Below are 22,514 nucleotides of genomic sequence, written 5' to 3' on the forward strand. Positions count from 1 at the left end.
GTATATACTTTACGCTATTTATACATTCCATCGGGTTCTCTTTATAAGAGAACCCGATTTTATTTCTCCATACGTTTTGGTGTAACTTCGGATCAAATCAAAAAAAGAGGAGGAAGTTGCATGCAAAACGTTTTATCTTCTATGCCGTTTCCGGCAAGCAAAAAAGTGTATGTGGAAGGATCGCGTCCGGATATTCGCGTGCCGATGCGAGAAATTACATTGGGTCCGACGAGAACGGAAACAGGTACATTTGAAAACGCCCCTGTTCGCGTCTACGACACCAGCGGGCCGTATACGGATCCGCAGTTTCAACCAGACATTCATAAAGGATTGCCAGAATTGCGTAAACGTTGGATTTTAGAGCGGGGCGACGTGGAGGAGTACGAAGGGAGACCGGTAAAACCGGAAGATAACGGCCTTCGTAGCGGAAAACAGCCAGAAATCGTTCCGCCGTTTGCTCGCAAGCCGCTTCGAGCGAAAAAAGGGCAAGTAGTCACGCAAATGCATTACGCCAAAAAAGGCATTATTACACCGGAGATGGAATTTGTTGCCCTTCGCGAACAAATCGATCCGGAAATCGTTCGCCAAGAAGTGGCAGCGGGGCGAGCGATTATTCCATCGAACATAAATCACCCAGAGAGTGAACCGATGATTATCGGCAGCCGATTCCATGTCAAAATTAACGCGAACATCGGCAACTCGGCGGTTACGTCGTCGATTGAGGAAGAAGTGGAAAAAATGTTGTGGGCAGTCCGTTGGGGCGCTGATACGATTATGGATTTATCGACAGGAAAAAACATTCATGCCACACGGGAATTTATTATTCGCAACTCGCCAGTTCCTGTCGGGACGGTGCCAATTTATCAAGCATTGGAAAAGGTCAATGGCGTTGTCGAAGATTTGACGTGGGAAATTTACCGCGATACGCTCATTGAGCAGGCGGAACAAGGGGTCGACTATTTTACCATTCATGCAGGTGTCTTGCTTCGTTATATTCCGTTGACGGTTAATCGGACGACCGGCATCGTTTCGCGTGGTGGCTCGATTATGGCGCAATGGTGTTTAGCACATCACGAAGAAAACTTCCTATACACGCATTTTGAAGAAATTTGCGAGATTTTAAAAGCCTATGACATCGCTGTTTCATTAGGGGATGGATTGCGACCTGGCTCGATTGCCGATGCAAACGATGAAGCGCAGTTTGCGGAATTAGAAACGCTCGGAGAATTGACGAAAATTGCATGGAAGCACGATGTGCAAGTGATGATTGAAGGTCCTGGTCATGTGCCGATGCACAAAATTAAAGAAAATGTTGACAAACAAATCGACATTTGCCAAGGGGCACCGTTCTATACGTTAGGCCCGCTCACGACCGATATTGCGCCAGGATACGATCATATTACATCGGCAATCGGTGCCGCGATGATCGGTTGGTTTGGAACATCGATGCTTTGTTACGTTACACCGAAAGAACATTTAGGACTGCCGAATAAAGAAGACGTGCGACAAGGGGTTATTGCGTATAAAATTGCTGCCCATGCCGCCGATTTAGCAAAAGGGCATCCAGGGGCGCAATTGCGCGATGATGCATTGTCGAAAGCGCGTTTTGAATTCCGCTGGCACGATCAATTTAATCTCTCTCTTGACCCAGAACGAGCGCGGGAATACCATGATGAAACGCTGCCTGCTGAAGGAGCAAAAATCGCTCACTTTTGTTCCATGTGCGGGCCGAAGTTTTGCTCCATGAAAATTTCCCACGAGTTGCAAAAGGCGGTTAAAGAAGAAGGGATGAAACAAAAAGCGAAGGAGTTTGTCGACAATGGCTCAGCCCTTTACCAATGAAACCGTTGCTGCGTTAAAAGAAGAAATCAGTCATCTAAAAGCCCGAATCGCACAATTAGAGCAACAACTCGCAGACATTCAAGCAAAATGCCAGCATATCTTTTCTGAAACGCCCATCATGCGCAAATGTGTGAAATGTGGGTATACGGAAAGCATGTACTACTAAACTGCTTAAAAAAGAGGACGCCTTTGTTGGCTCCTCTTTTCTATGAAAATAACCAATCGATGAGCATGTATTTTCTCACTTGGATGGGGAGCAACACTTGCTCATCGACGTTTTCTATGAAAACCCCCATCCGATAAAATGTCTATTTTCGTCTTGGGACGGCGAGTAATATTTGCTCACGGACTTATCGCTTCTTTTGTGCGAGAACAGAACGAACCGCCTGCTCAATTTCATGGTAGCTTGTGCAGCGACAAATGTTGGATTCCAGCCATTTTCGGATCGTTTCCTCGTCTGCGTCTGGCTTTTGTGTTGTTAAAGCGTAAGCGTTCATCACAAATCCTGGCGTACAATAGCCGCACTGAAACGCAAACTGCTCGACGAAAGCGCGCTGAATGGCAGTATCATGCAGCCCTTCAATCGTTGTAATCGCTTGCCCAACCGTTTCTATCGCTAACATCATGCATGATTTTATTGGCGTATCGTTCACAAGGACCGTACACGCACCACAATCTCCGTTTAAACAACCAGGCTTTGCACCGGTTAACCCTAAATGGCGAAGCACGATTAATAACGTATCTGCTTGGCGAATGACCGCCGATCGTTGCTCACCGTTAATATGCAAAATGACTTCGTATTTCATGAACATTCCCCTTCTAGCTCGGTAATGACGTCCAAAAGCGCATGCCGTAGCACAAACAAACGGTATTTTGCCGACCCTTCGATATCATCAAGCACCGGAAATGGAAGTGCTTCGATCGCACTAGCGATGCGAACATCAAGAGGTATCTTTCTGTTTAGCTGATCTTCTATTTCCAACGAGCGAAACGGAAACGGACAGACGCCGCTAAAGGCAACGCGAAGCTTCCCGTCCTTTTTCAATGCAGCGACCGTTACGAGTGGATACCCAGTATTTCCTTGTTGCCGCCGCTTTGTATGAGCGTATGGTAGTTTGCTGTATGTGGCATCGACTTTTACTTGAACGAGAAATTCAGAGGGAGAAAGGCGCATGTATTGCTGGAACACCTCATGAATTGACCGTTCATTTATTCCTTCTTTTCCAGCGATGACAACTCGACTATCGGCAAGCAAGATAGGAAGGACGGTTTCACGGTAAAAAATCTGTCCACAAATATTGCCGCCAAGTGTAATTTGGTTGCGCGCGGTTCGATCTGCAACTTCCCGCGCGGCTTTTGTCAATAGCGGAAACAAATTTGCTTCTTCAATTGCAGTAAGCGAAACGGCTGCGCCGAACGTCAACTCATCCGCTGCTATGGAAAGCGTGCGGCATTCAGGAAGGTGTTTAACGTCAATGACCGCATCGGCAAATGTCCTCCATAGGCGTGCTAACGTAATAAACTCGGTGCCGCCGCCGTAATAAAGAGGGCGCTTTCCATCGGCTTCGAGGGAAGAAAATAGTTGTACTGCATCTTCAATCGTAGACGGGCGATAGTATGCGATATCAAACGGAATCATCAAACCACCCTTCCTTTATCCGCCAAATCAGCTCTGGAAGAAGCGGTAGTTGGTTAAGCGGAACTTCAGCGGCGGTTGATAAGGCGTTCGCTAAGGCAGCTGGCATCCCAATTAATCCATGTTCCCCGACACCGCGAGAGCCATATGGCGCATCAATTTGTGGGGTATAGACGAAATCAGCGATGTACTCTGGATGTTCGCCAAATCGAAGCGGGCGGTACGTTCGAAATTGCGCGTTTAGCACTCGTTCAAATCGGTCAAACAAAAACGTTTCCCTGCTAGCAAAACTTAATCCCATGCTCATTGCTCCCATCACTTGCCCAAGCGCAGCTTTTTCATTCAGCACTTTTCCAATATCAATAACCGAAACAGCTTTTATAATGCGATACGTATAGTCACGTTTATCGAACTCTACTTCGACGGCATGCGCACATACCGTCCATTCTGGACCAGGTTTTCCTTCGCCTGTTTCTTTGTCAAGCGGGGTTAAGTGGCGTAAAATATAATGCCCATGCCCAATAATTTGTCCCCCAATGGCGTTTCCGTTCGGGTATTTGTAGCCGTAGGCGATTTCTTTTATCGGTATATAAACGCTTGGATTGTCGCGTAAAAAGACGTTTCCGTAGCCGACTTCTAAATCTTCGCTAGAAACGCGGAGAACGCAAGCAGCGATGGCTTTCAGCTGATGAATGACGTCGTCCGCTGCGGATAAGACAGCGCGGCCAGCCATAAACGTGCCACGGCTTGCGACCGTTTTCCAATGCTCTGGTGTCGTTTGCGTATCAATGTCCATTTTGACATGAATATCGTTAATGTCCATTTTTAATTTTTCGGCAAGGATTTGCGCTAAGACGGTTTTTGTCCCTGTTCCGATTTCGACAACGCCAGTAATAAGGTTTACGCTTCCGTCAGTGTTAAAAGTAATGATGGCGCCCGAGCTAGCGTCTGTGTCAATGGTAGACGTTTTCCAGCTGCAGCTAACACCTTTAGCTCGTACGAGGCGGGAGTTGATCTCGATACGTTGCCAGTCGTCCCATTCGATTAGTTCATGTACTCGAGCGATACAAGCAGGTAAGTTGCCGACATTGCTTTTATTGAGCACGACTTGCGTCGGAGTAGTATCGCCAGGAAGAATGGCATTTCTTTGGCGAATCGCTAATTTGTCCATTTGTAATTTTTCCGCTAGCAAATCGATTGTCCTCTCAACGGCAAATGCTTGTTCACAATGGCCGAAGCTGCGAAACGGAGAAGCGTACGGATGATTGGTATAGACGCATAACGAGTCGCACCATACGTTGTCAATGCGATATGGACCAGTGCAATCCGCAGCCGCTGCTCGGGTCACATCAATCGCCTTGTCGGAGTATGCCCCACCGTCAAATAAAAATAATATTTCGGCTGCTGTTATTTTTCCATCTTTCGTCGCACCTAGTTTGACCGTTGCTTCCATCCCGATATGAACAGGCGAAGTGACCATGTCTTGTTCACGTGTATTCCATACGCTTACCTTTTTCCCCCCAACTGCTTTCGCAGCAAGATAAGCGAGCAGCTCTAGCTGGACAGGCGCTTTTCCGCCGTACGCTCCGCCGACGAACGGGGTATGAACGACCACTTTACCCACTTCTTCCCCGAAATATTCACTAATGAGCCGCTTAATCATAAATGGCGCTTGTGTCGAAGCTGTTATGACAATCGTTCCATCTGCCTGAATTTCAGCGGTTGCACATCGCGTTTCCATCGCGGCATGGTCGGAAGGGGAAAACGAAAAGCTTGCCTCAACAATCACCTCACTTTCCGCCCATCCTTTTTCCATCGATCCTTTGCGAATTTTTGTACGGTGGGCAATGTTTGTGCCTGGTTCGGGATACGTATATTTTTCTTTTTGGTAGGTTGCTAAGTGTTCATGAAGAAGGGGAGCTCCTTCATTTAGCGCTTCTTTCGGTGAACCGACGACACGGAGTGGCTCATAAGTAATCGAAAGATGTTGTGCTGCTTGTTCTGCTTGCACAAGTGTATCTGCCACTACTACGGCAACGACTTCACCGTGGTAACGAACTTTTTCCCATGCGATTGGTGGGCGATCGCGCAAATCTTCTCCTGTTAATGGCAGCCCTTCACCTGTGAGGATAGCGCGTACCCCGGGGATAGTGTACGCTTTTTCGGTGCGAATTTCGAGAATACGAGCGTGGGCGTATGGACTTGTGACAAGCTTTGCATGCAACGTTCCATCGCTAACAATATCGAGCGTATATTTTGCTTTTCCTGTTACTTTTTCCCATGCTTCTTTTCGAATGACGCTTTTTCCGATCATCGTAGTCCCCCTTTTTCCCAGTACTTAAGTGCCTGTTTGTACTCTTCCATGGTGTCAATATCGAAAAAAAGGCGATTGTCGTCAGCGTGGAGCAATGTTCCATTCCAATGTTTTTGGCGAATTAGCTGCCGGGCTCCTTCGTCGCCCTGGATGTTCAGGAGTGAAGGAAAGACGGATGCACTAAATAAAACGGGAGGGAACGGTATGCTGTTATTGGCAAATGCCACATAATCAGTATGCGTTTGAGTAAAGTGAGCGATGAGTTCGTTAATCGTTTCCTTTCGGACAAACGGTTGATCGGCTAATAAAATGACAGCCGCATCTGCTTTTTGGTAAATGGCTTTGCGAACGCCGCATTGTAGCGAAGAAGATTGAGTAGTGGAAGGACAATGAATAATCGCGATTTTTTCGTGTTGCAATAACGGAAATGCTACCCAATCGAGCGGATCGTTTGGCGGCACGATAAGAAAAACAGTCGAAAGAAAAGAAAAGAGAGCGGCTTGCAACGCAATTGAGCCGAGGAAAGAGTCAGCGAATGGAAGTGCCCGTTTGTCCGTTCCCATTCGTGTGCTGTTTCCGGCGGCTAAATAAATGCCGACGGTGATCATCTTTTTCCCCCTTTTCGTAAAGCCTCGATCATTTCAGCGACGATGCTAATCGCAATTTCCTCTGGACTGCGTGCACCAATCGCATGCCCGACCGGCGAGCGAATAGTCGAAGGGATATGGCCACCAAACAATCTAGCGGTACGAGCTTTCGAACCTAAAACTCCAAGATAATAAAGCGGCTTGTCACGCAGCAAGGCTAAAATTTCTTGGTCGCGCTGAAAATGATGGGTCATGACGACAACGAAATCTCGTTCGTGAAGAGAAAGTGTTGGGATTACCTCCCGTGGAAATCCATGCTTTATTTCAGCGAACGGAAAATATTGTGCATCACCATAGGCTGGTCGCCAATCGACAACGATGACCCGAAATCCGAGTTGATGGGCGAAAGAAGCAAGTGGGCGTGCATCTGGGGTTGCTCCGAACAAAATAAGACGAGGCTTTGGCCAAAAATGGTGGACATAAATAGAGCGTTCACCAATCGAGCGGATGCCGTTAGCAGTCGAAAAAGATGGGATCGTTTGCAAAATGTTAATAAGTTCATCATGAATTTCTGAAAGCTCACCAAACGTTTGCCCGCTTTCGGTGACGAATAGCCACGGTTGCTTTATTTGTGCTTCTTCAATTAGTCTAGCAAAGACAACATGCTCTCCGCGGTCAAGACATGCTTTCACGGCGAGTAAATGGGCACGAAACGATGTAGTAAGCGGCTGCAACAACACGCGAATCGTTCCGTTGCATCCTACTTGCCCCCAAGAAAAATCATCTTCTTGTGTTAAGTCATAAACAACGACGGTTGCGGCTTTAGTCCGCCATACATCGTCTGCTTTCGCGGCTAAATCTTCTTCTAAACAACCGCCGCTTAATATCCCCATTTGCGTTCCATTTTCCCCGAATAGCATACATGTTCCTTCTTTTTGATACGAAGAGCCTTCGACACGAATAATCGTTGCTAGAACACGCCAATCCCAACGGTCAACTACTTCCAATAAATGATATTCCATTGTTTTCCCTCCATTCGTATTGTATTAACGACTTTTTTGCAATATGTATATGAAGATGGGAATGTTACAATTTTGTGAAGTTATTCACGTGAGCAATAGAAAACCCCTTGTTCGTATCGAACAAGGGGTTATGTTGTTTCGTTGGATTTATTCTTGTCTTTTTTCAGCCGTCCTTCTTTGCGGGCGGCTTCGCGCAACAAAAATTCGATATGGGCATTGACACTGCGGAATTCGTCTTGCGCCCAGCGGGCAATTACTTCGTATAATGCAGGGTCAATTCGCAACGGAAAGCTTTTTTTGTTTGTCATCGCACTCCACAACCATCAATATAAGCTTCCGGTATTAATAACCGGCTGAGTGGCGCGCTCGGAAACGATCGCCACCATTAAATTATTGACCATATTGGCTTTTCTTTCATCATCTAGCTCTAAAATTCCTTCTTTGTTAAGTTGTTCAATGGCCATTTGCGCCATTGAAACAGCTCCTTCCACGATTTTTTTGCGGGCGGCTAAAATGGCGGATGCTTGCTGGCGTTGAAGCATGGCGCTTGCAATTTCCGGTGAGTAGGCGAGGTGGCTAAGCCGAGCTTCAACCACTTCCACACCAGCAACCGTGAGCCGAGCTTGTAGTTCGCTAGCTAAGACGTCTGAAATAATATCCGCGTTTCCTCGTAATGTAATTTCGTGCCCGTCAAACGTATCATATGGATATTTCGTAGCAACATGGCGAATCGCTGTTTCGCTTTGAATCGCAACAAATTTTTCATAGCTTTCGACATCAAACACGGCTTTAGCGGAGTCGACGACTTTAAAGACGATGACGGCCGCGATTTCAATCGGGTTTCCTTCGATGTCGTTCACTTTTAGCGTGGTGCTGTTAAAGTTGCGAACGCGAAGAGAAACGGTTTGCCGAATCGTTAACGGAATCGTCAAAAACAACCCGCTATCGCGAATGCTTCCTAAATAGCGCCCGAAAAAGGTGACGACTTTTGCTTGGTTCGGTTGAACAATTGTCATTCCTGTAGCCAATAATAACGCAAGTACGACTAAAACAGCTGGAAGCACTATCGACATGTACTGGATGAATAACAACGCTGCCCAAACTACTAAAAAAATAATGAGCACGACACCAATAACTCCATTGACATACCACGCTTTCGTTTCTTTCATCTTCTTTCCTCCTCCGTTATTATATCGTAATGATATCATATTTTGAAAAAAATGTAAATAATAAAAAAGGAAAAAGCAATGAAATGGTGTAATTAATAGGCGAAGGAGATGAGGAAAATGGAACAAATCATTCACGGCAAACCGTTAGAAGAATGGAAAGAAATGTATCCGCTATTCGCTCGTATTTTAGCGACAAACGAAGTGTTTTGGAAAAATCCAAACTGCCGACCGTTTGCAGACGTTAGTTACAATCTACCGTTTAGCGAACGCGATGTATTAGAAGCAGAAGCAAGATTGCGTCGGTTTGCACCGTTTTTTGCGACTGCTTTTCCGGAAACGAACGGAATCATTGAATCACCGCTTATCGAAATTGAGCAGGCACAACAAGCAATGGAGGCGATGTTCCTAACACCGATTGTGGGGAAGATGTGGCTCAAGTGCGACAGCCATTTACCGATTGCTGGTTCGGTAAAAGCAAGGGGTGGAGTGTACGAAGTGTTAGTGCGTGCGGAGCAATTGGCATTAGCGCATGGGTTACTTTCGCTCAAAGACAATTATTCCGTTTTTGCGAGCGAGTCATTTCGTCAGTTTTTCTCCCAATTTTCGCTGACCGTTGGTTCGACGGGCAACCTCGGGCTAAGCATCGGCATTATCGGGGCGAAACTCGGGTTTCGTGTAGTAGTACATATGTCGGGTGATGCAAAACAATGGAAAAAAGAGCTATTACGCAAACACGGTGTTCACGTCATCGAACATCGAGCGGATTACAGTGCGGCAGTCGAACAAGGAAGAAAGGAAGCGGCACAAGAGCCGAACAACTATTTTGTCGATGATGAAAATTCTGCGCATTTATTTCTTGGCTATGCGGTCGCAGCGTTACGGCTGAAAAAGCAGTTAGAAGAAAAAGAAATCGTTGTGGACCGTGAACATCCGCTTTTTGTGTACCTTCCATGTGGTGTTGGGGGAGCACCGGGAGGCATTACGTTTGGATTGAAGTTATTATTCGGAGATGCGGTCCATTGCTTTTTTGCCGAACCGACCCATGCCCCGTGCATGTTGCTCGGAATGATGACCGGACTTCACGACCAAATAAGTGTGCAAGATTTTGGGATTGATAATCAAACAGAGGCAGACGGACTTGCGGTCGGACGACCGTCCCGCTTCGTCGGAAAAACGGTAGAACAATTAGTAAGCGGTATCTATACTGTCGATGACCAAACATTATCTCGATTACTGGCACTCATGTATGACAATGAACGTCTTTCCTTAGAGCCATCCGCTCTTGCCGGTGTTTATGGCCCTATTGCCCTGTTTCCACATTCTCATCACCAAGCAGAAAACATAACCGAAGCGATCCATTTATGCTGGGCTACTGGCGGTAGTCTCGTTCCTGAACAAGAGTGGAAGAAGTATTACGAGCGAGGGAAACAATCCATGAAAGAATAAAGCTTCTTCCTTTATCATACTATCATATCACCATATTAATTTACTAAAATATGGCAAAAAACCATTGACAGTGAGAAACGCTGACCGTTACAATGAAGATAGACGATTAGTTTTTTAGAAAATTAAAAAAATAGGTGTTGGTGTGTGTTGTTAAAGCAGGCAGGAGGAAGAATTGGTCGCAATGCGATTTTGCTCGCGTTAATGGAAGAAGACGAGGAGCAAGCGGTGCTTGAACACTTATCTGCATTGCAATGGCGCTACTGCAAAGGAAAAGTTGGTTCGATGGAATTGCAAAAAATTGTGGCTGCCATCGAAACAGCAGCGAAACGAAATGGTGTCGTAAACGGAGAACTCTACCGTGAAATGCATGCCTTATATCACGCGGTTGTCGAAGCGATGCAAGGAGTTACGAGAGGTCAAGTAGAGTTAGGCGATTTCATGCGAACGGTCGGTCTCCGATTTGCGGTGGTGCGCGGAATGCCGTATGAAAACGAAGCAGAAGGCCAATGGATTGCCGTTGCGTTATACGGGACGATCGGGGCGCCGATTCGCGGGTTAGAGCATGAAACTATCGGATTAGGAATCAATCATATGTAGCCTATAGGTATTTAGTTCAGAAGGAGGCTATCCCACCAAATGGTGGTGTAGCCTCCTTCTTTATTTTATTAAAGGGATGGGGTGTGAACGTGGTCATTTTAACGGGTCATACGTTGACGTTAGATGAGGTAAAGCGAGTATTGTACGGAAACGAAAAAGTCGTAGTGGCAAAAGAGAGCGTGGATGAGGCAGCGCGCAGCCGGCAGGCGGTTGAAGAAATCGTCGCTAACAAGCGAATTGTATATGGCATTACGACAGGGTTCGGAAAGTTTAGTGATGTGTTTATTGAAGCAGACGATGTAGAACAACTGCAATGGAATTTAATTCATTCACACGCTTGCGGGGTAGGAGAGCCATTTCCAGAAATCGTATCGCGCGCGATGCTACTGTTGCGGGCCAATGCACTTTTAAAAGGCTATTCGGGTGTTCGGCCCGTCGTCATTCAACGATTGCTTGATTTATTAAATGCGCATATCCATCCAGTCGTTCCGCAGCAAGGTTCTCTTGGAGCGAGCGGTGACTTAGCACCGCTATCGCATTTAGCGCTCGCATTGCTTGGCGAAGGGGAAGTGTTTTACCGCGGGCAACGCATGTTGGCGATGGAAGCGTTGACGAAAGAAGGCATTGCACCACTCTCGTTAAAGGCGAAAGAAGGATTAGCGCTCATTAATGGAACGCAAGCAATGACCGCAATGGGGGTTGTCGGTTATTTAGAAGCAGAACAGCTTGCTTATGAAAGCGAACTGATTGCAGCGTTGACGATCGAAGGATTGCGAGGGATTATTGATGCATTCGATGAGCGTGTGCACCTTGTGCGCGGCTACCGCCAGCAAATAGAAGTAGCGAAACGCATCCGTTCGTATTTAGTGGGAAGCAAACTGACGACGACACAAGGCGAATTGCGTGTCCAAGATGCCTACTCGCTTCGTTGCATCCCACAAGTGCACGGCGCGTCTTGGCAAGCGCTTGATTATGTGAAAGAAAAGCTAGAAATTGAGATGAATGCAGCAACCGACAACCCACTTATTTTCGATGATGGTGCGACTGTCATTTCTGGGGGGAACTTCCATGGTCAACCGATCGCCTTGGCGATGGATTTTATGAAAATTGGCGTAGCGGAATTGGCCAACATTTCGGAACGGCGCATTGAGCGGCTTGTTAATCCGCAATTAAACGATTTGCCCCCTTTTTTAAGCCCAGCGCCAGGGCTGCAGTCAGGGGCAATGATTATGCAATATGCGGCTGCATCGCTTGTGTCAGAAAATAAAACGTTAGCACATCCAGCAAGCGTCGATTCGATTCCGTCGTCTGCGAACCAAGAAGACCATGTCAGCATGGGAACGATCGCCTCTCGCCATGCATATGCGATCATTCAAAACGCGCGGCGCGTCTTGGCAATTGAATTGATTTGCGCGTTGCAGGCAGTTGAATATCGCGGCGTGGAAAACATGGCGCCAAAGACGCGGTCGTTTTATGAAGCAGCAAGAAAAATCGTTCCGTCGATTACAAAAGACCGCATCTTTGCAAAAGATATCGAGGCAGCGACAAAATGGCTGAAGGATGTGGAATGGGATTTTTTTTCACAAACGATCGAAACGGTAATCAATAGATGAAAGGGGATAGCAAGATGAGACAGATTCAAGCGAAAAAAGGAGTACAGCTCGAATGCAAAGGTTGGGAACAAGAAGCGGTATTACGGATGCTATACAACAACTTAGATCCGGAAGTAGCGGAGAAGCCAGAAGAGTTAATTGTATATGGTGGCATCGGGAAAGCGGCGCGCAACTGGGAAGCGTTTGATGCCATCGTTCGGACGTTGCGCACGTTAGAAAATGACGAAACGTTGTTGATTCAATCCGGAAAACCTGTCGGTGTGTTTAAAACGCATGAACGGGCGCCGCGCGTGCTTTTGTCAAACTCTGTCCTTGTGCCGAAATGGGCGACGTGGGAGCACTTTCATGAGCTTGACCGAAAAGGATTAATCATGTATGGTCAAATGACAGCGGGAAGCTGGATTTACATTGGCACCCAAGGCATTTTGCAAGGAACGTACGAAACGTTTGCCGCAGTGGCAAAACAACGTTTTGGCGGAACGCTAAAAGGAACGATTACGCTTACTGCTGGGTTAGGAGGCATGGGCGGGGCACAACCGCTAGCGGTAACGATGAATGAAGGGGTCGTCATTGCGGTAGAAGTGGATCCAAGCCGAATTCAAAAACGAATCGACACGAAATATTGCGACCGAATGACTCATTCGCTTGACGAGGCGCTTCGTTGGGCAGAAGAAGCAAAAGCAAAAGGGGAAGCTCTATCGATTGGACTTGTTGGAAATGCCGCTGAAGTGCATCATGAATTGTTAAGACTCGGTGTGCATATCGATATCGTGACAGACCAAACGTCTGCCCATGACCCGTTAAACGGTTATGTGCCAGAAGGAGTGTCATTAGCGGAAGCAGTGGAATTAAGAAAAAATGATCCACAGCAATATGTTCGCCGTTCCAAACAAAGCATGGCAAAGCACGTGGAAGCGATGCTAGAGTTCCAAAAACGTGGCGCCATTGTATTTGACTACGGCAACAATATTCGCCAAGTTGCCAAAGATGAAGGGGTGGAAAATGCATTTTCGTTTCCGGGATTTGTCCCTGCCTATATTCGCCCGCTATTTTGCGAAGGAAAAGGGCCGTTTCGTTGGGCGGCTTTATCTGGCGATCCGGAAGATATTTATCGCACAGATGAACTGATTAAAGAACTGTTCCCAGAAAATGAGGCGCTCTTACGCTGGATTGATATGGCACAAAAGAAAGTAGCGTTTCAAGGGCTTCCAGCTCGCATTTGCTGGCTTGGTTATGGCGAGCGAGTGAAAATGGGATTGGCGATCAATGAATTAGTGCATAAAGGAGAGATAAAAGCACCAATCGTCATCGGGCGCGACCATTTAGATTGCGGATCGGTTGCTTCCCCAAACCGCGAAACAGAAGCAATGAAAGATGGAAGCGATGCTGTCGGGGACTGGGCGGTGCTCAATGCGCTCATTAATACTGCAGCTGGTGGATCGTGGATTTCGTTCCATCATGGCGGTGGAGTTGGCATGGGCTATTCGCTGCATGCGGGAATGGTTGTTGTTGCTGATGGAACGGATTTAGCGAAAGAACGGCTTGAGCGCGTGTTAACGACCGACCCAGGCATGGGCATTATTCGCCATGCGGATGCAGGTTATGAACGAGCGATTGAAGTAGCAAAAGAAATGAACGTCCATATCCCGATGCTAAGGGGGTAAATCTTGCGATGGATACGCTTATTATCCGTATCGGACAGCTGTTAACGATGGAAGGGGACGGACCGGTAAAGGGGGAGCAAATGAAGACGATCCCCTTGATGGAACATGCAGCGATTGGGATAAAAGATGGGCTTGTCGTGTGGATTGGTAGCAACGAAGAAGCGAAGAAAATTTCTGCAAATCACATCATTGACGCAGAAGGAAAACTCGTCACGCCAGGTCTTGTTGATCCGCATACGCACCTTGTATTTGCTGGCTCGCGCGAACATGAACTGCCGCTCAAGCAGCAAGGTGTTTCCTATTTAGACATTTTAAAGCAAGGTGGCGGCATTTTGTCGACCGTACGCGCGACGCGAGCAGCAAGTGAAAAAGAGTTGTACGAAAAAGCACGCGTTCATTTGGACCGCATGCTTTCGTATGGGGTGACGACGGTCGAAGCGAAGAGCGGATATGGATTAGACGTGGAAACAGAGCTGAAACAGTTGCGCGTCGCAAAACGCTTGCACGAAACGCATGATGTAGAAGTTGTGTCAACGTTTTTAGGCGCTCACGCGATTCCTACAGAACATCAAGACAATCCTGATAGTTTTTTGCAACAGATGGTAGATTTGCTCGATGTCATTAAACAAGAACAGCTTGCCGAGTTTGTCGACATTTTTTGTGAAACGGGCGTATTCACCGTCGAGCAGTCGCGCATCTTTTTACAAAAAGCAAAAGAGAAAGGATTTGCCGTCAAAATTCATGCCGATGAAATTGACCCGCTTGGTGGGACGGAATTAGCGATCGAAGTCGGAGCGGTAAGCGCGGATCACCTTGTTGGTGCATCTGAAACGGGAATTCATCAACTTGCTCGATCGAATACCGTAGCGGTGTTACTTCCGGGGACGTCGTTTTATTTAGGAAAAGGAAAGTATGCAAACGCGCGCGACATGATTGACGAGGGGGCAGCGGTAGCGCTTGCGACAGACTTTAACCCAGGTAGCTCGCCAACAGAAAATTTGCAATTCATTATGACGCTCGCTGCGCTTTATTTACGGATGACCCCAGAAGAAATTTGGCATGCGGTAACAGTCAATGCGGCGTATGCAGTCAATCGCGGGCAAGAATCAGGGCGAATCATGGTCGGAAGAAAAGCGGACATCGTCATTTGGGATGCACCGAACTATATGTATATACCATACCATTATGGGATCAACCATGTCCGAATGGTATTGAAAAACGGAAAAGTGGTGCGTGGAAGGGGAGAAGGCGATGGTTCCGTATCTTAAAGAAGCAGGAAAAGCAATTTTTCAAGACCGCTATGTGACAAAAGCGAATGAATTGCTCGTTCCGTGGGACGGGAAGCATGCCAGTAGCATCGGCTTAATCGGAGTACCGCTGTCAAAATCGTCGATTAGCCATTCGGGTGCGGCGTTTGCGCCACAGGCGATTCGGCAAGCGCTATCATTTTATACCACATACTCGATTGAAACAGGAATCGATTTAGCCGACATCGCAATTACTGATTATGGAGATATTGTGATGCACCCGACCGATATCGCCAAGTCGCAAAAGCGCATTGCCGAAACAGTCGGGCAAGTCGTTGCATTACACCCAGAATCACTATGGATTACGCTTGGAGGAGACCACTCCATCACGTGCCCAGTCGTTAGTGGCTGGCAAAAACAAAAAGGGAAAATCGGCATTATTCAGTTTGACGCCCATCACGATTTACGAAACTTAGAAGACGGGGGACCAACAAACGGCACGCCATTTCGGCGCTTAATTGAAACAGGTGTCATCGATGGCAGCCAGCTTGTGCAAATTGGCTTGCGCGACTTTGCGAATAGCCGCGCGTATACGGAATATGGAAAACAACGTGGGGTGACGATGTATACGATCGAAGAGGTGTATCGCCTCGGCATCGAAACAATCATTGAAGAGAGTATGAAAACGTTGGCCGATGTAACTGCGGTGTATGTATCGGTCGATATGGACGTGCTCGACCAAGCATTTGCCCCTGGGTGCCCAGCGATTGGCCCTGGTGGGATGGATAGCCGAACGTTGTTGCACGCCATCTCTCTACTTGCGCGCGATGACAAGGTACAGGCAATAGATATCGTCGAAATTGATCCGACGATTGATTTTCGCCAAATGACAAGCCGGCTAGCGGCGTGGGTGATTTTACAGTTTTTAAAAGAAAAAAGCGGTAGGCAACCCGATTGAGTCGGGTTGCTATTTTTTTGTGAAAAAACGAGAAAGTTGCTCTTTACGATTGTTTCGTATAAGATGAGAGAAGATAGCTAGTCTTAAAAAGGAGAAATGATAGGTGTCTTCAGAAGCGTTGGCGGCGTTAATTAAAATTGTGATGATCGATATCATTTTGTCGGGGGATAATGCGGTTGTTATTGCGATGGCAACAAGGAAGCTTGCGAAAGAACAGCGGAACAAAGCCATTTTTTGGGGGACAGGCGGTGCAGTTGTTTTACGAGTTTTATTTGCGGCAGTCATTGTGTTTCTCCTAAACATTCCGTTTGTCCATTTCGTTGGTGGATTGTTATTGCTCTGGATTGCGTATAAAGTGTTGCTAGAGCAAGAAGAAGAAGCAAACATCCGCTCTTCTGACCGGTTGTTTCAAGCGGTTTGGACGATTATTGTTGCGGATGCCGTGATGAGCTTAGATAACGTAGTGGCAGTGGCCGGTGCGTCTGAAGGGCACATTGGCATGATTGCTTTTGGTGTCGCCATTAGTATTCCAATTATGATTTTCGGCTCGAAAGCGATTGTGGTGGCAATGGAAAAGTATAAATGGCTCGTATATGCTGGGTCTGGCATTTTAGCATGGACGGGCGGAAAAATGATGATGGAAGATGAGGGATTTATGCAGCTTCTCCATTTTTCACATGGACCGCTTGTATACGCCGTTGCGGCAGGTCTAACCGTTTTTGTGTTAGCGGCAGGGTATATCACTAATAAAAAATCGGAAGCACAAAGCAAAAAAGAACGAATGATATAAAAAGCTAGCATCTCGCTAAGATGCTAGCTTTTTCAATGTTTATCGATCGGTAATGACGATATAGGCTGCTTTCACTGGGCCGTGAACGCCGACGACTAAGTTCATTTCGATATCTGCGGAGTTGCTCGGACCGGTAATAAAGTTAATGCAAGAGGGCACGAGCTGTCCTGTTTCGATTTGTTCATGAATGAATGCAGCCGCTTGGGTCATACGCGGAACGATCGTGCTTTTTGGAACGATGGCAATATACGTTCGCGGCAAAAAGCTGACCGTCCGTCCTTTGCCGGCATCACTAAATAAAACAACTGTGCCAGATTCGGCTAACGTGATATCGCTGAACGTAATGCCGACGTTTGCTTTTTCTGCCCGTTCAATATTTTTTCGCCCAGCCGAAGCGTCCCAAATGTGAACATCGACGTTTTCGTTTGGCCACTCCTCTAATAATGGTAGCAATCCATACTGAGCAAACCGTTGGTCGTCCCACGTAACAACAGGCCCGCCACCGTATTGTTCGACTACTTGCCTTAATGTAGGGGCGAGAGCGTCAGCAGTGGTTGCCACAAAATCAGTGTGAATGTGGGAGCATTGTGCTTCTAATACAGAAAGCAATTCCTCTTGATTGTATCCTTGAAATACTGTCCATTGCGGCGCATAGCTCCAATTTGGTCGGCGAACGTCTGCAGTGATTCGCTCCCGCCCAAGCTGTCTAGCAATTGTTTGAAGAAACGTGTCACGGTTATAAACCATCCCCATTGTTATTCCCTACCTTTCTGATGTTCCCGGAACCAATCGCGGAACCGTTCTTTTGCCGGAGCTGGAAATTCACGAATTTCCGTCCATGCTTTTAGCGGTCCGATTCCTTTGGCGATGCGTTCATCAGTCGTGAACGGCTGAAGCGCATTTAGCGCTACTTTCGAACCAATTTTGTAGAGAAGGGAAGACGCAGCACCTAAACCGAACGCTTTCATCGCCAGTTTTTCAGAAATAGGCGCTTTTCCTTCCCGTTCGACAATGACTTGCCGGTGCTTTAATAACAGTTCATGAAGGGGGATTTTCACCGGACATGCTTCCGTACAGGCGGCGCATAGTGTAGAGGCGTACGGCAATTCTTTGTAGTCGTCGTATCCACCTAAAAGCGGTGAAAGCACAGCACCGATTGGTCCGGAATAAATCGAGCCGTACGAATGGCCACCGATATGGCGATAGACTGGACAAACGTTGACGCAAGCCGCACAGCGAATGCACTGTAATACGGATTGAAATTCGGTACCGAGAATGTTCGACCGACCGTTATCGACAATCACTAAATGGAACTCTTCCGGTCCATCAACGTCCCCTTCGTCACGTGGACCAGTGAGGACGGTAATATAACTTGTTAGCTTTTGTCCCACCGCGCTTCTTGTTAGCAAGCTAACGAGCACTTCCATTTCTTCAAAAGTCGGTACAATTCGTTCCATTCCCATCACAGTAATTTGCGTTTTTGGCAAGGCAGTCACTAAATCCGCATTTCCTTCGTTTGTCACAAGCGTAATCGAACCAGACTCAGCGATTGCGAAGTTGCATCCGGTAATGCCGACATCGGCGGTTAAATATTCGTTTCGCAACGTTTTTCGCGCGTGTGCCGCCAATTCTTCTGGTTTTTCGGTTTTGTCATACGCTAATTTTTTGCGAAAGACGTCGCGAATTTGTTCTTTGTTTTTATGAAGGGCAGGAGCGACGATATGCGACGGCGGGTCGTGGTCATCGATTTGCAAAATGTATTCGCCAAGGTCGGTTTCGATTACTTCGCAGCCCACTTTCTCAAGCACTGCATTTAAATGAATTTCTTCTGTCACCATCGATTTTGATTTCACAATTTTCTTTGCGTTCTTTTTGATGATAACGTCCCGAATGTATTGATTAGCTTCTTCTGCTGTTTGCGCAAAAAACACATGTCCACCGCGTTTGGCAACGTTTTCACTTAGTTGCATTAAATAATAGTCGAGATGGAGAAGCGTATGCTGCCGAATTTGCTCGCCGAGCGCCCGCCATTCTTCCCAGTTGCCAAGCTCTGCTGCGGCATCGAGCCGCCGTGTTCGTAAACGTTCTTGTGCGCCGGCGACGGCTCCGCGCATAAATGAATTATGAAGCCCTGCTTCGACACGTTGATGAAAGGAGTCTGCTCCAATTTTCATTGCCATCTTCTTTCCCCCTCTTTAGCGGCTGTTGAGCACTTCTGCGATGTGCATGACTTGAACGCCTTTTCCTGTTCGTTCGATCCGCCCGCCAATGTTCATTAAACATCCACAGTCTGCGCCGATAAGATAGTCTGCGTTTGTTTCCTCGATATAGCGGACTTTTTCATCGACCATTTGCTCAGAAATCGGTCCCATTTTGACAGAAAACGTCCCGCCAAACCCACAACAATTATGTGCGTTTGGAAGCGGAACTACTTCAAGTCCTTCCACATGTTTTAATAGCCGAAACGGGGCATCTTTTACGCCAAGCAGCCGAGTCATATGGCAAGAAGTGTGATATGTCGCACGCCCTTTAAGTTTTGCCCCGACGTTTTCTACTTTTAATACATCGACTAAAAATTGCGTCAATTCATACGTCTTTTCGGCTACTTTTTTTGCTCTTGTTTCCCATTCTTTATCATTTTGAAAAATATGCGGATATTCTTTGAACATTGTTGCACAAGAACCGGACGGGGTGACGATATATTGGGCATGTTCAAATGTGCGAATCATATGCTTCATCGCTTCTTTTGCTTCTCGGACATAGCCGCTATTGTAGGCGGGCTGTCCACAGCACGTTTGTGCCTCTGGAAACTCTACCTCACAGCCTAACCGCTCTAACAATTCGACCGTTGCTTTTCCGACATTAGGATGGAACAAATCGACTAAGCATGTAATAAATAACGTGACTTTCAAATCTCCCTTCCCCCTTTTTCATAACGGGTCAACTGGTCATCAGATGACTTTGACACCATTATATATCAATTTTCAAAAAAAGAAAGCGCACAATTCGCGCTTAGGAAGAAAAAAGATATTTTTTTAATACGTTTTCGACGTTGGATAAATGATTTCGCATCCGTTCTTGAGCGGCTTCTTCATCTTTGTTTTGGATGGCAGCAAAAATTTGCATATGTTCATCAAGCAGTTGCTCGCTTGTCGCTTGTTTAGAAAACAACCAAATTCGCCGCGTTTCTCGCATCGTTTCGATCATCATTTCCGATACGTTATTCATTAAGCTCACTAAAATTGGGTTTTGCGATGCGGCAGCAATCGCCATATGAAATAAAAAGTCCGCTTGTTCCCCAAGCTCTTCGTTGCCAGTGACAATGCCTTGTTCCATTTGCTGAAGCGTATATTGCATTGCTTCCAAATCTTTCTCTGTCCGCTTTCGTGCCGCAACTCCAGATGCACCGACTTCGAGCAGTTTGCGCACCTCCACTAAATGAGCGATGTCTTCTTTGCGCATAAGTGCAGCGATAGAAATCGGAAACGACAACATGGCGGGGTCAAATTCTCGCACATATGTCCCTTCGCCTTGTTTTAATTCGATTAATCCCATTGCTTTTAAAGCGGTTAGCGCTTCGCGAATCGCTGCGCGCCCTACTTGGAAGTTTTCCGCCAATTGCTGGACCGAATCCAATTTATCGCCTGGTTTAAGCACACCAGTTTTAATCATTTCAAAAATGGCTTCCGCAACTTCCTCGTAAATTTTTTTTGGCTTAATCTGTTTGTATTCCAAAAAAAGTCACCTCATAACTATGCAAACTCATCATATTATATTATACAAAAATTTTAAAGGCAAAAGGGGGAAAGAAATTTCAAAAAATTTTCTTTTTTCTCTTGTTTTTTTTGTATATTGCTTCTATAATTTGAATCAATAAAAATCATACGGTCATCAGATGACCTATTGACTATCTTTATCATGGGAGAAATCGGTGAAACAGAAAGGGGAGGTTTTTATGTGGAAACAAGATTTTACGCCAGTTGCTGATCAATTGGCACTGTCGGCGGTTGTTGCCCTCATTCCAATTTTATATTTCTTTTGGGCGCTGGCAGTAAAACGAATGAAAGGGTATGTAGCGGGGCTGACGACGCTAGCTGTTGCGCTGGTTATTGCTGTAATCGCTTACAAAATGCCGGTCGGCATGGCGGTCATGTCGGTAACGCAAGGAGCAGTGTACGGGCTTTTGCCAATCGGTTGGATTATTATCACGTCTGTCTTTTTATATAAACTGACCGTGAAAACAGGGCAGTTTGACACGATTCGTAATTCGGTCTTGTCGATTACGGAAGATCGTCGGTTGCAAGCGTTGTTAATCGCCTTTTCGTTTGGCGCATTTTTAGAAGGGGCTGCTGGATTTGGAGCACCGGTTGCCATTTCTGCCGCATTGCTTGTCGGCTTAGGATTTAATCCTTTATACGCTGCGGGACTTTGTTTAATTGCGAATACAGCGCCAGTTGCGTTTGGCGCCATTGGGATTCCGATTACCGCTGTCGCTGGCCCGACGGGCATTCCAGCGATGGATATTTCGAAAATGGTCGGCCGCCAGTTGCCGTTTTTATCTGTATTTATTCCGTTTTACCTCGTGTTAATCATGGCTGGATGGAAAAAAACAGTTGAAGTGTTGCCAGCTATTTTAGTATCCGGTGTGTCGTTTGCGCTTACCCAATATGCAAGCTCAAACTTTTTAGGACCGGAATTGCCGGATATTTTATCGGCGCTCGTTTCGTTAGTCGCCTTAGCTGTGTTTCTAAAAGTTTGGAAGCCGAAAAGTGTGTATCGGTTTGCAAATGACGCTCATTCCGAAGTAGCGGTATCCGCGCAACACACAACCCATACAAGCGGTGAAGTATTCAAAGCATGGTCTCCGTTTTTAGTATTAACAGCATTCATTTCCATTTGGGGAATCCCACAAGTAAAGCTAGCCTTAACAGGACATTATGAAGGTACGAACGCATTATTGCAAGCGCTTAATAAACTAGGCTCTTATCTCACCTTTATGCCGGAAGTGCCTGGACTAAGCAACAAAATCGTGAATGCGAGTGGTCAACCAATTTTAGCCGTTTATAAATTAGAATTGCTCGGGGCAGCCGGAACGGCGATTTTATTCGCCGCGATTGTTACGAAATTTATCGTCCGTATTTCTTGGGGGGAATGGGTTGCGACGTTTGGCGAAACGCTTAACGAATTGAAGTTTCCGATTATCACGATCGCTTCGGTCGTCGGGTTTGCCTATGTCACGAACGCTTCTGGCATGAGCACAACGCCTGGAATGGCGTTGGCGAAAACAGGTTCATTGTTTGCCTTCTTCTCGCCATTTTTAGGCTGGCTTGGCGTATTTATTACCGGTTCCGATACATCGTCGAACTTGTTGTTTGGAAACTTACAAAAAGTAACAGCGACATCGCTTGGCATCGATCCAGTACTTGCAGTAGCAGCGAACTCCTCTGGTGGGGTTGTCGGAAAAATGATTTCTCCGCAATCGATTGCGGTTGCCTGTGCCGCAGTAGGATTGGCAGGCAAAGAATCTGATTTATTCCGCTTTACGGTGAAACATAGCATTTTCTTAATCATTTTAATTGGTATTCTCACATTCTTGCAGTCAACCGTATTATCGTGGATGATTCCTTGA

At 46.5% G+C, this 22,514-nt stretch carries 21 protein-coding genes; 10 read left to right on the top strand and 11 right to left on the bottom strand.

The genetic code is table 11. From position 1 onward, the window contains the following. Window positions 1–120 precede the first annotated feature (120 nt). Window positions 121–1,842: a phosphomethylpyrimidine synthase ThiC gene (thiC, locus tag GFC30_RS03945; RefSeq protein WP_066322998.1), complete on the top strand. Its 1,722-nt coding sequence runs from the start codon at window positions 121–123 to the stop codon at window positions 1,840–1,842. Next, window positions 1,820–2,008, top strand: coding sequence for a coiled-coil domain-containing protein (locus GFC30_RS03950; protein WP_066322999.1), 189 nt, complete (start codon window positions 1,820–1,822; stop codon window positions 2,006–2,008). The genes thiC and GFC30_RS03950 overlap by 23 nt, the downstream gene beginning before the upstream one ends. Window positions 2,009–2,192: 184 nt before the next feature. On the opposite strand, the gene GFC30_RS03955 is transcribed toward GFC30_RS03950, so the two are convergent. The 7 genes from GFC30_RS03955 to GFC30_RS03985 form a co-directional block, all read right to left on the bottom strand. After that, window positions 2,193–2,648 (bottom strand): (2Fe-2S)-binding protein, encoded by a 456-nt coding sequence (locus GFC30_RS03955; RefSeq protein ID WP_238583542.1) that lies wholly within the window; start codon window positions 2,646–2,648, stop codon window positions 2,193–2,195. Then, window positions 2,645–3,481, bottom strand: coding sequence for an FAD binding domain-containing protein (locus GFC30_RS03960; RefSeq protein ID WP_066323001.1), 837 nt, complete (start codon window positions 3,479–3,481; stop codon window positions 2,645–2,647). The genes GFC30_RS03955 and GFC30_RS03960 overlap by 4 nt, the downstream gene beginning before the upstream one ends. Further along, window positions 3,468–5,792 carry a xanthine dehydrogenase family protein molybdopterin-binding subunit gene (locus GFC30_RS03965; RefSeq protein ID WP_066323002.1) on the bottom strand — a complete coding sequence of 775 codons (2,325 nt, stop codon included), beginning with the start codon at window positions 5,790–5,792 and terminating at the stop codon, window positions 3,468–3,470. Before GFC30_RS03965 ends, GFC30_RS03960 begins: the two co-directional genes overlap by 14 nt. Then, window positions 5,789–6,400 (bottom strand): NTP transferase domain-containing protein, encoded by a 612-nt coding sequence (locus GFC30_RS03970; RefSeq protein WP_066323003.1) that lies wholly within the window; start codon window positions 6,398–6,400, stop codon window positions 5,789–5,791. Before GFC30_RS03970 ends, GFC30_RS03965 begins: the two co-directional genes overlap by 4 nt. Beyond that, entirely contained in the window at window positions 6,397–7,401 is a 1,005-nt protein-coding gene (locus GFC30_RS03975) for an XdhC family protein (protein ID WP_066323004.1), read from the bottom strand. Before GFC30_RS03975 ends, GFC30_RS03970 begins: the two co-directional genes overlap by 4 nt. Before the next feature lie 128 nt (window positions 7,402–7,529). Beyond that, entirely contained in the window at window positions 7,530–7,709 is a 180-nt protein-coding gene (locus GFC30_RS03980; RefSeq protein WP_066323005.1) for a type II toxin-antitoxin system antitoxin, read from the bottom strand. 15 nt (window positions 7,710–7,724) lie between these two features. After that, a complete protein-coding gene (locus tag GFC30_RS03985; protein ID WP_066323006.1) occupies window positions 7,725–8,570 on the bottom strand; it encodes an SPFH domain-containing protein in 846 nt (281 codons plus the stop codon). Between the two features lie 117 nt (window positions 8,571–8,687). Between GFC30_RS03985 and GFC30_RS03990 the strand changes: the two genes are divergently transcribed. The 7 genes from GFC30_RS03990 (at window position 8,688) to GFC30_RS04020 (ending at window position 16,885) form a co-directional block, all read left to right on the top strand. After that, window positions 8,688–10,016, top strand: coding sequence for a D-serine ammonia-lyase (locus GFC30_RS03990; RefSeq protein WP_066323007.1), 1,329 nt, complete (start codon window positions 8,688–8,690; stop codon window positions 10,014–10,016). A gap of 147 nt (window positions 10,017–10,163) precedes the next feature. Beyond that, complete coding sequence (gene hutP, locus GFC30_RS03995; RefSeq protein WP_066327112.1) at window positions 10,164–10,613, top strand: histidine utilization transcription antiterminator HutP; 450 nt, start codon at window positions 10,164–10,166, stop codon at window positions 10,611–10,613. An 89-nt stretch (window positions 10,614–10,702) separates the two neighbouring features. Next, the gene (gene hutH / locus GFC30_RS04000) at window positions 10,703–12,226 is read left to right on the top strand and encodes a histidine ammonia-lyase (protein WP_066327114.1); all 1,524 of its coding nucleotides are present in this window, start codon (window positions 10,703–10,705) and stop codon (window positions 12,224–12,226) included. A gap of 14 nt (window positions 12,227–12,240) precedes the next feature. Continuing rightward, window positions 12,241–13,890 carry a urocanate hydratase gene (hutU, locus tag GFC30_RS04005; protein ID WP_148660358.1) on the top strand — a complete coding sequence of 550 codons (1,650 nt, stop codon included), beginning with the start codon at window positions 12,241–12,243 and terminating at the stop codon, window positions 13,888–13,890. 8 nt (window positions 13,891–13,898) lie between these two features. Continuing rightward, entirely contained in the window at window positions 13,899–15,158 is a 1,260-nt protein-coding gene (gene hutI, locus GFC30_RS04010; protein ID WP_066323009.1) for an imidazolonepropionase, read from the top strand. Beyond that, window positions 15,142–16,095 carry a formimidoylglutamase gene (gene hutG, locus GFC30_RS04015; RefSeq protein WP_066323010.1) on the top strand — a complete coding sequence of 318 codons (954 nt, stop codon included), beginning with the start codon at window positions 15,142–15,144 and terminating at the stop codon, window positions 16,093–16,095. The genes hutI and hutG overlap by 17 nt, the downstream gene beginning before the upstream one ends. A gap of 103 nt (window positions 16,096–16,198) precedes the next feature. Then, the gene (locus tag GFC30_RS04020) at window positions 16,199–16,885 is read left to right on the top strand and encodes a TerC family protein (RefSeq protein WP_409978498.1); all 687 of its coding nucleotides are present in this window, start codon (window positions 16,199–16,201) and stop codon (window positions 16,883–16,885) included. Window positions 16,886–16,924: 39 nt separating this feature from the next. Here the strand turns inward: GFC30_RS04020 and GFC30_RS04025 are convergent, their stop codons facing one another. The 4 genes from GFC30_RS04025 to GFC30_RS04040 form a co-directional block, all read right to left on the bottom strand. Then, window positions 16,925–17,638: a LutC/YkgG family protein gene (locus GFC30_RS04025; RefSeq protein ID WP_066323011.1), complete on the bottom strand. Its 714-nt coding sequence runs from the start codon at window positions 17,636–17,638 to the stop codon at window positions 16,925–16,927. Window positions 17,639–17,640: 2 nt separating this feature from the next. Further along, window positions 17,641–19,065, bottom strand: a complete 1,425-nt coding sequence (locus tag GFC30_RS04030; RefSeq protein ID WP_066323012.1) for a LutB/LldF family L-lactate oxidation iron-sulfur protein — start codon at window positions 19,063–19,065, stop codon at window positions 17,641–17,643. 15 nt (window positions 19,066–19,080) lie between these two features. After that, window positions 19,081–19,797, bottom strand: coding sequence for a (Fe-S)-binding protein (locus GFC30_RS04035; protein WP_066323013.1), 717 nt, complete (start codon window positions 19,795–19,797; stop codon window positions 19,081–19,083). A 100-nt stretch (window positions 19,798–19,897) separates the two neighbouring features. Continuing rightward, complete coding sequence (locus GFC30_RS04040) at window positions 19,898–20,620, bottom strand: FadR/GntR family transcriptional regulator (RefSeq protein WP_066323014.1); 723 nt, start codon at window positions 20,618–20,620, stop codon at window positions 19,898–19,900. Between the two features lie 220 nt (window positions 20,621–20,840). Between GFC30_RS04040 and GFC30_RS04045 the strand changes: the two genes are divergently transcribed. Then, window positions 20,841–22,514 (top strand): L-lactate permease, encoded by a 1,674-nt coding sequence (locus GFC30_RS04045; RefSeq protein ID WP_066323015.1) that lies wholly within the window; start codon window positions 20,841–20,843, stop codon window positions 22,512–22,514.

This window comes from Anoxybacillus amylolyticus, from assembly GCF_001634285.1.
Classification (GTDB): Bacteria; Bacillota; Bacilli; order Bacillales; family Anoxybacillaceae; genus Anoxybacteroides; species Anoxybacteroides amylolyticum.

Coding starts and splice junctions, on each gene's coding strand:
- GFC30_RS03985 (WP_066323006.1), bottom strand. CDS start 8,570: ATGAAAGAAACGAAAGCGTGGTATGTCAATGGAGTTATTGGTGTCGTG.
- thiC (WP_066322998.1), top strand. CDS start 121: ATGCAAAACGTTTTATCTTCTATGCCGTTTCCGGCAAGCAAAAAAGTG.
- GFC30_RS03955 (WP_238583542.1), bottom strand. CDS start 2,648: ATGAAATACGAAGTCATTTTGCATATTAACGGTGAGCAACGATCGGCG.
- GFC30_RS03990 (WP_066323007.1), top strand. CDS start 8,688: ATGGAACAAATCATTCACGGCAAACCGTTAGAAGAATGGAAAGAAATG.
- GFC30_RS03965 (WP_066323002.1), bottom strand. CDS start 5,792: ATGATCGGAAAAAGCGTCATTCGAAAAGAAGCATGGGAAAAAGTAACA.
- GFC30_RS03970 (WP_066323003.1), bottom strand. CDS start 6,400: ATGATCACCGTCGGCATTTATTTAGCCGCCGGAAACAGCACACGAATG.
- GFC30_RS03975 (WP_066323004.1), bottom strand. CDS start 7,401: ATGGAATATCATTTATTGGAAGTAGTTGACCGTTGGGATTGGCGTGTT.
- hutU (WP_148660358.1), top strand. CDS start 12,241: ATGAGACAGATTCAAGCGAAAAAAGGAGTACAGCTCGAATGCAAAGGT.
- GFC30_RS03950 (WP_066322999.1), top strand. CDS start 1,820: ATGGCTCAGCCCTTTACCAATGAAACCGTTGCTGCGTTAAAAGAAGAA.
- GFC30_RS04030 (WP_066323012.1), bottom strand. CDS start 19,065: ATGGCAATGAAAATTGGAGCAGACTCCTTTCATCAACGTGTCGAAGCA.
- hutG (WP_066323010.1), top strand. CDS start 15,142: ATGGTTCCGTATCTTAAAGAAGCAGGAAAAGCAATTTTTCAAGACCGC.
- GFC30_RS03980 (WP_066323005.1), bottom strand. CDS start 7,709: ATGACAAACAAAAAAAGCTTTCCGTTGCGAATTGACCCTGCATTATAC.
- GFC30_RS04045 (WP_066323015.1), top strand. CDS start 20,841: ATGTGGAAACAAGATTTTACGCCAGTTGCTGATCAATTGGCACTGTCG.
- hutI (WP_066323009.1), top strand. CDS start 13,899: ATGGATACGCTTATTATCCGTATCGGACAGCTGTTAACGATGGAAGGG.
- GFC30_RS04025 (WP_066323011.1), bottom strand. CDS start 17,638: ATGGGGATGGTTTATAACCGTGACACGTTTCTTCAAACAATTGCTAGA.
- GFC30_RS03960 (WP_066323001.1), bottom strand. CDS start 3,481: ATGATTCCGTTTGATATCGCATACTATCGCCCGTCTACGATTGAAGAT.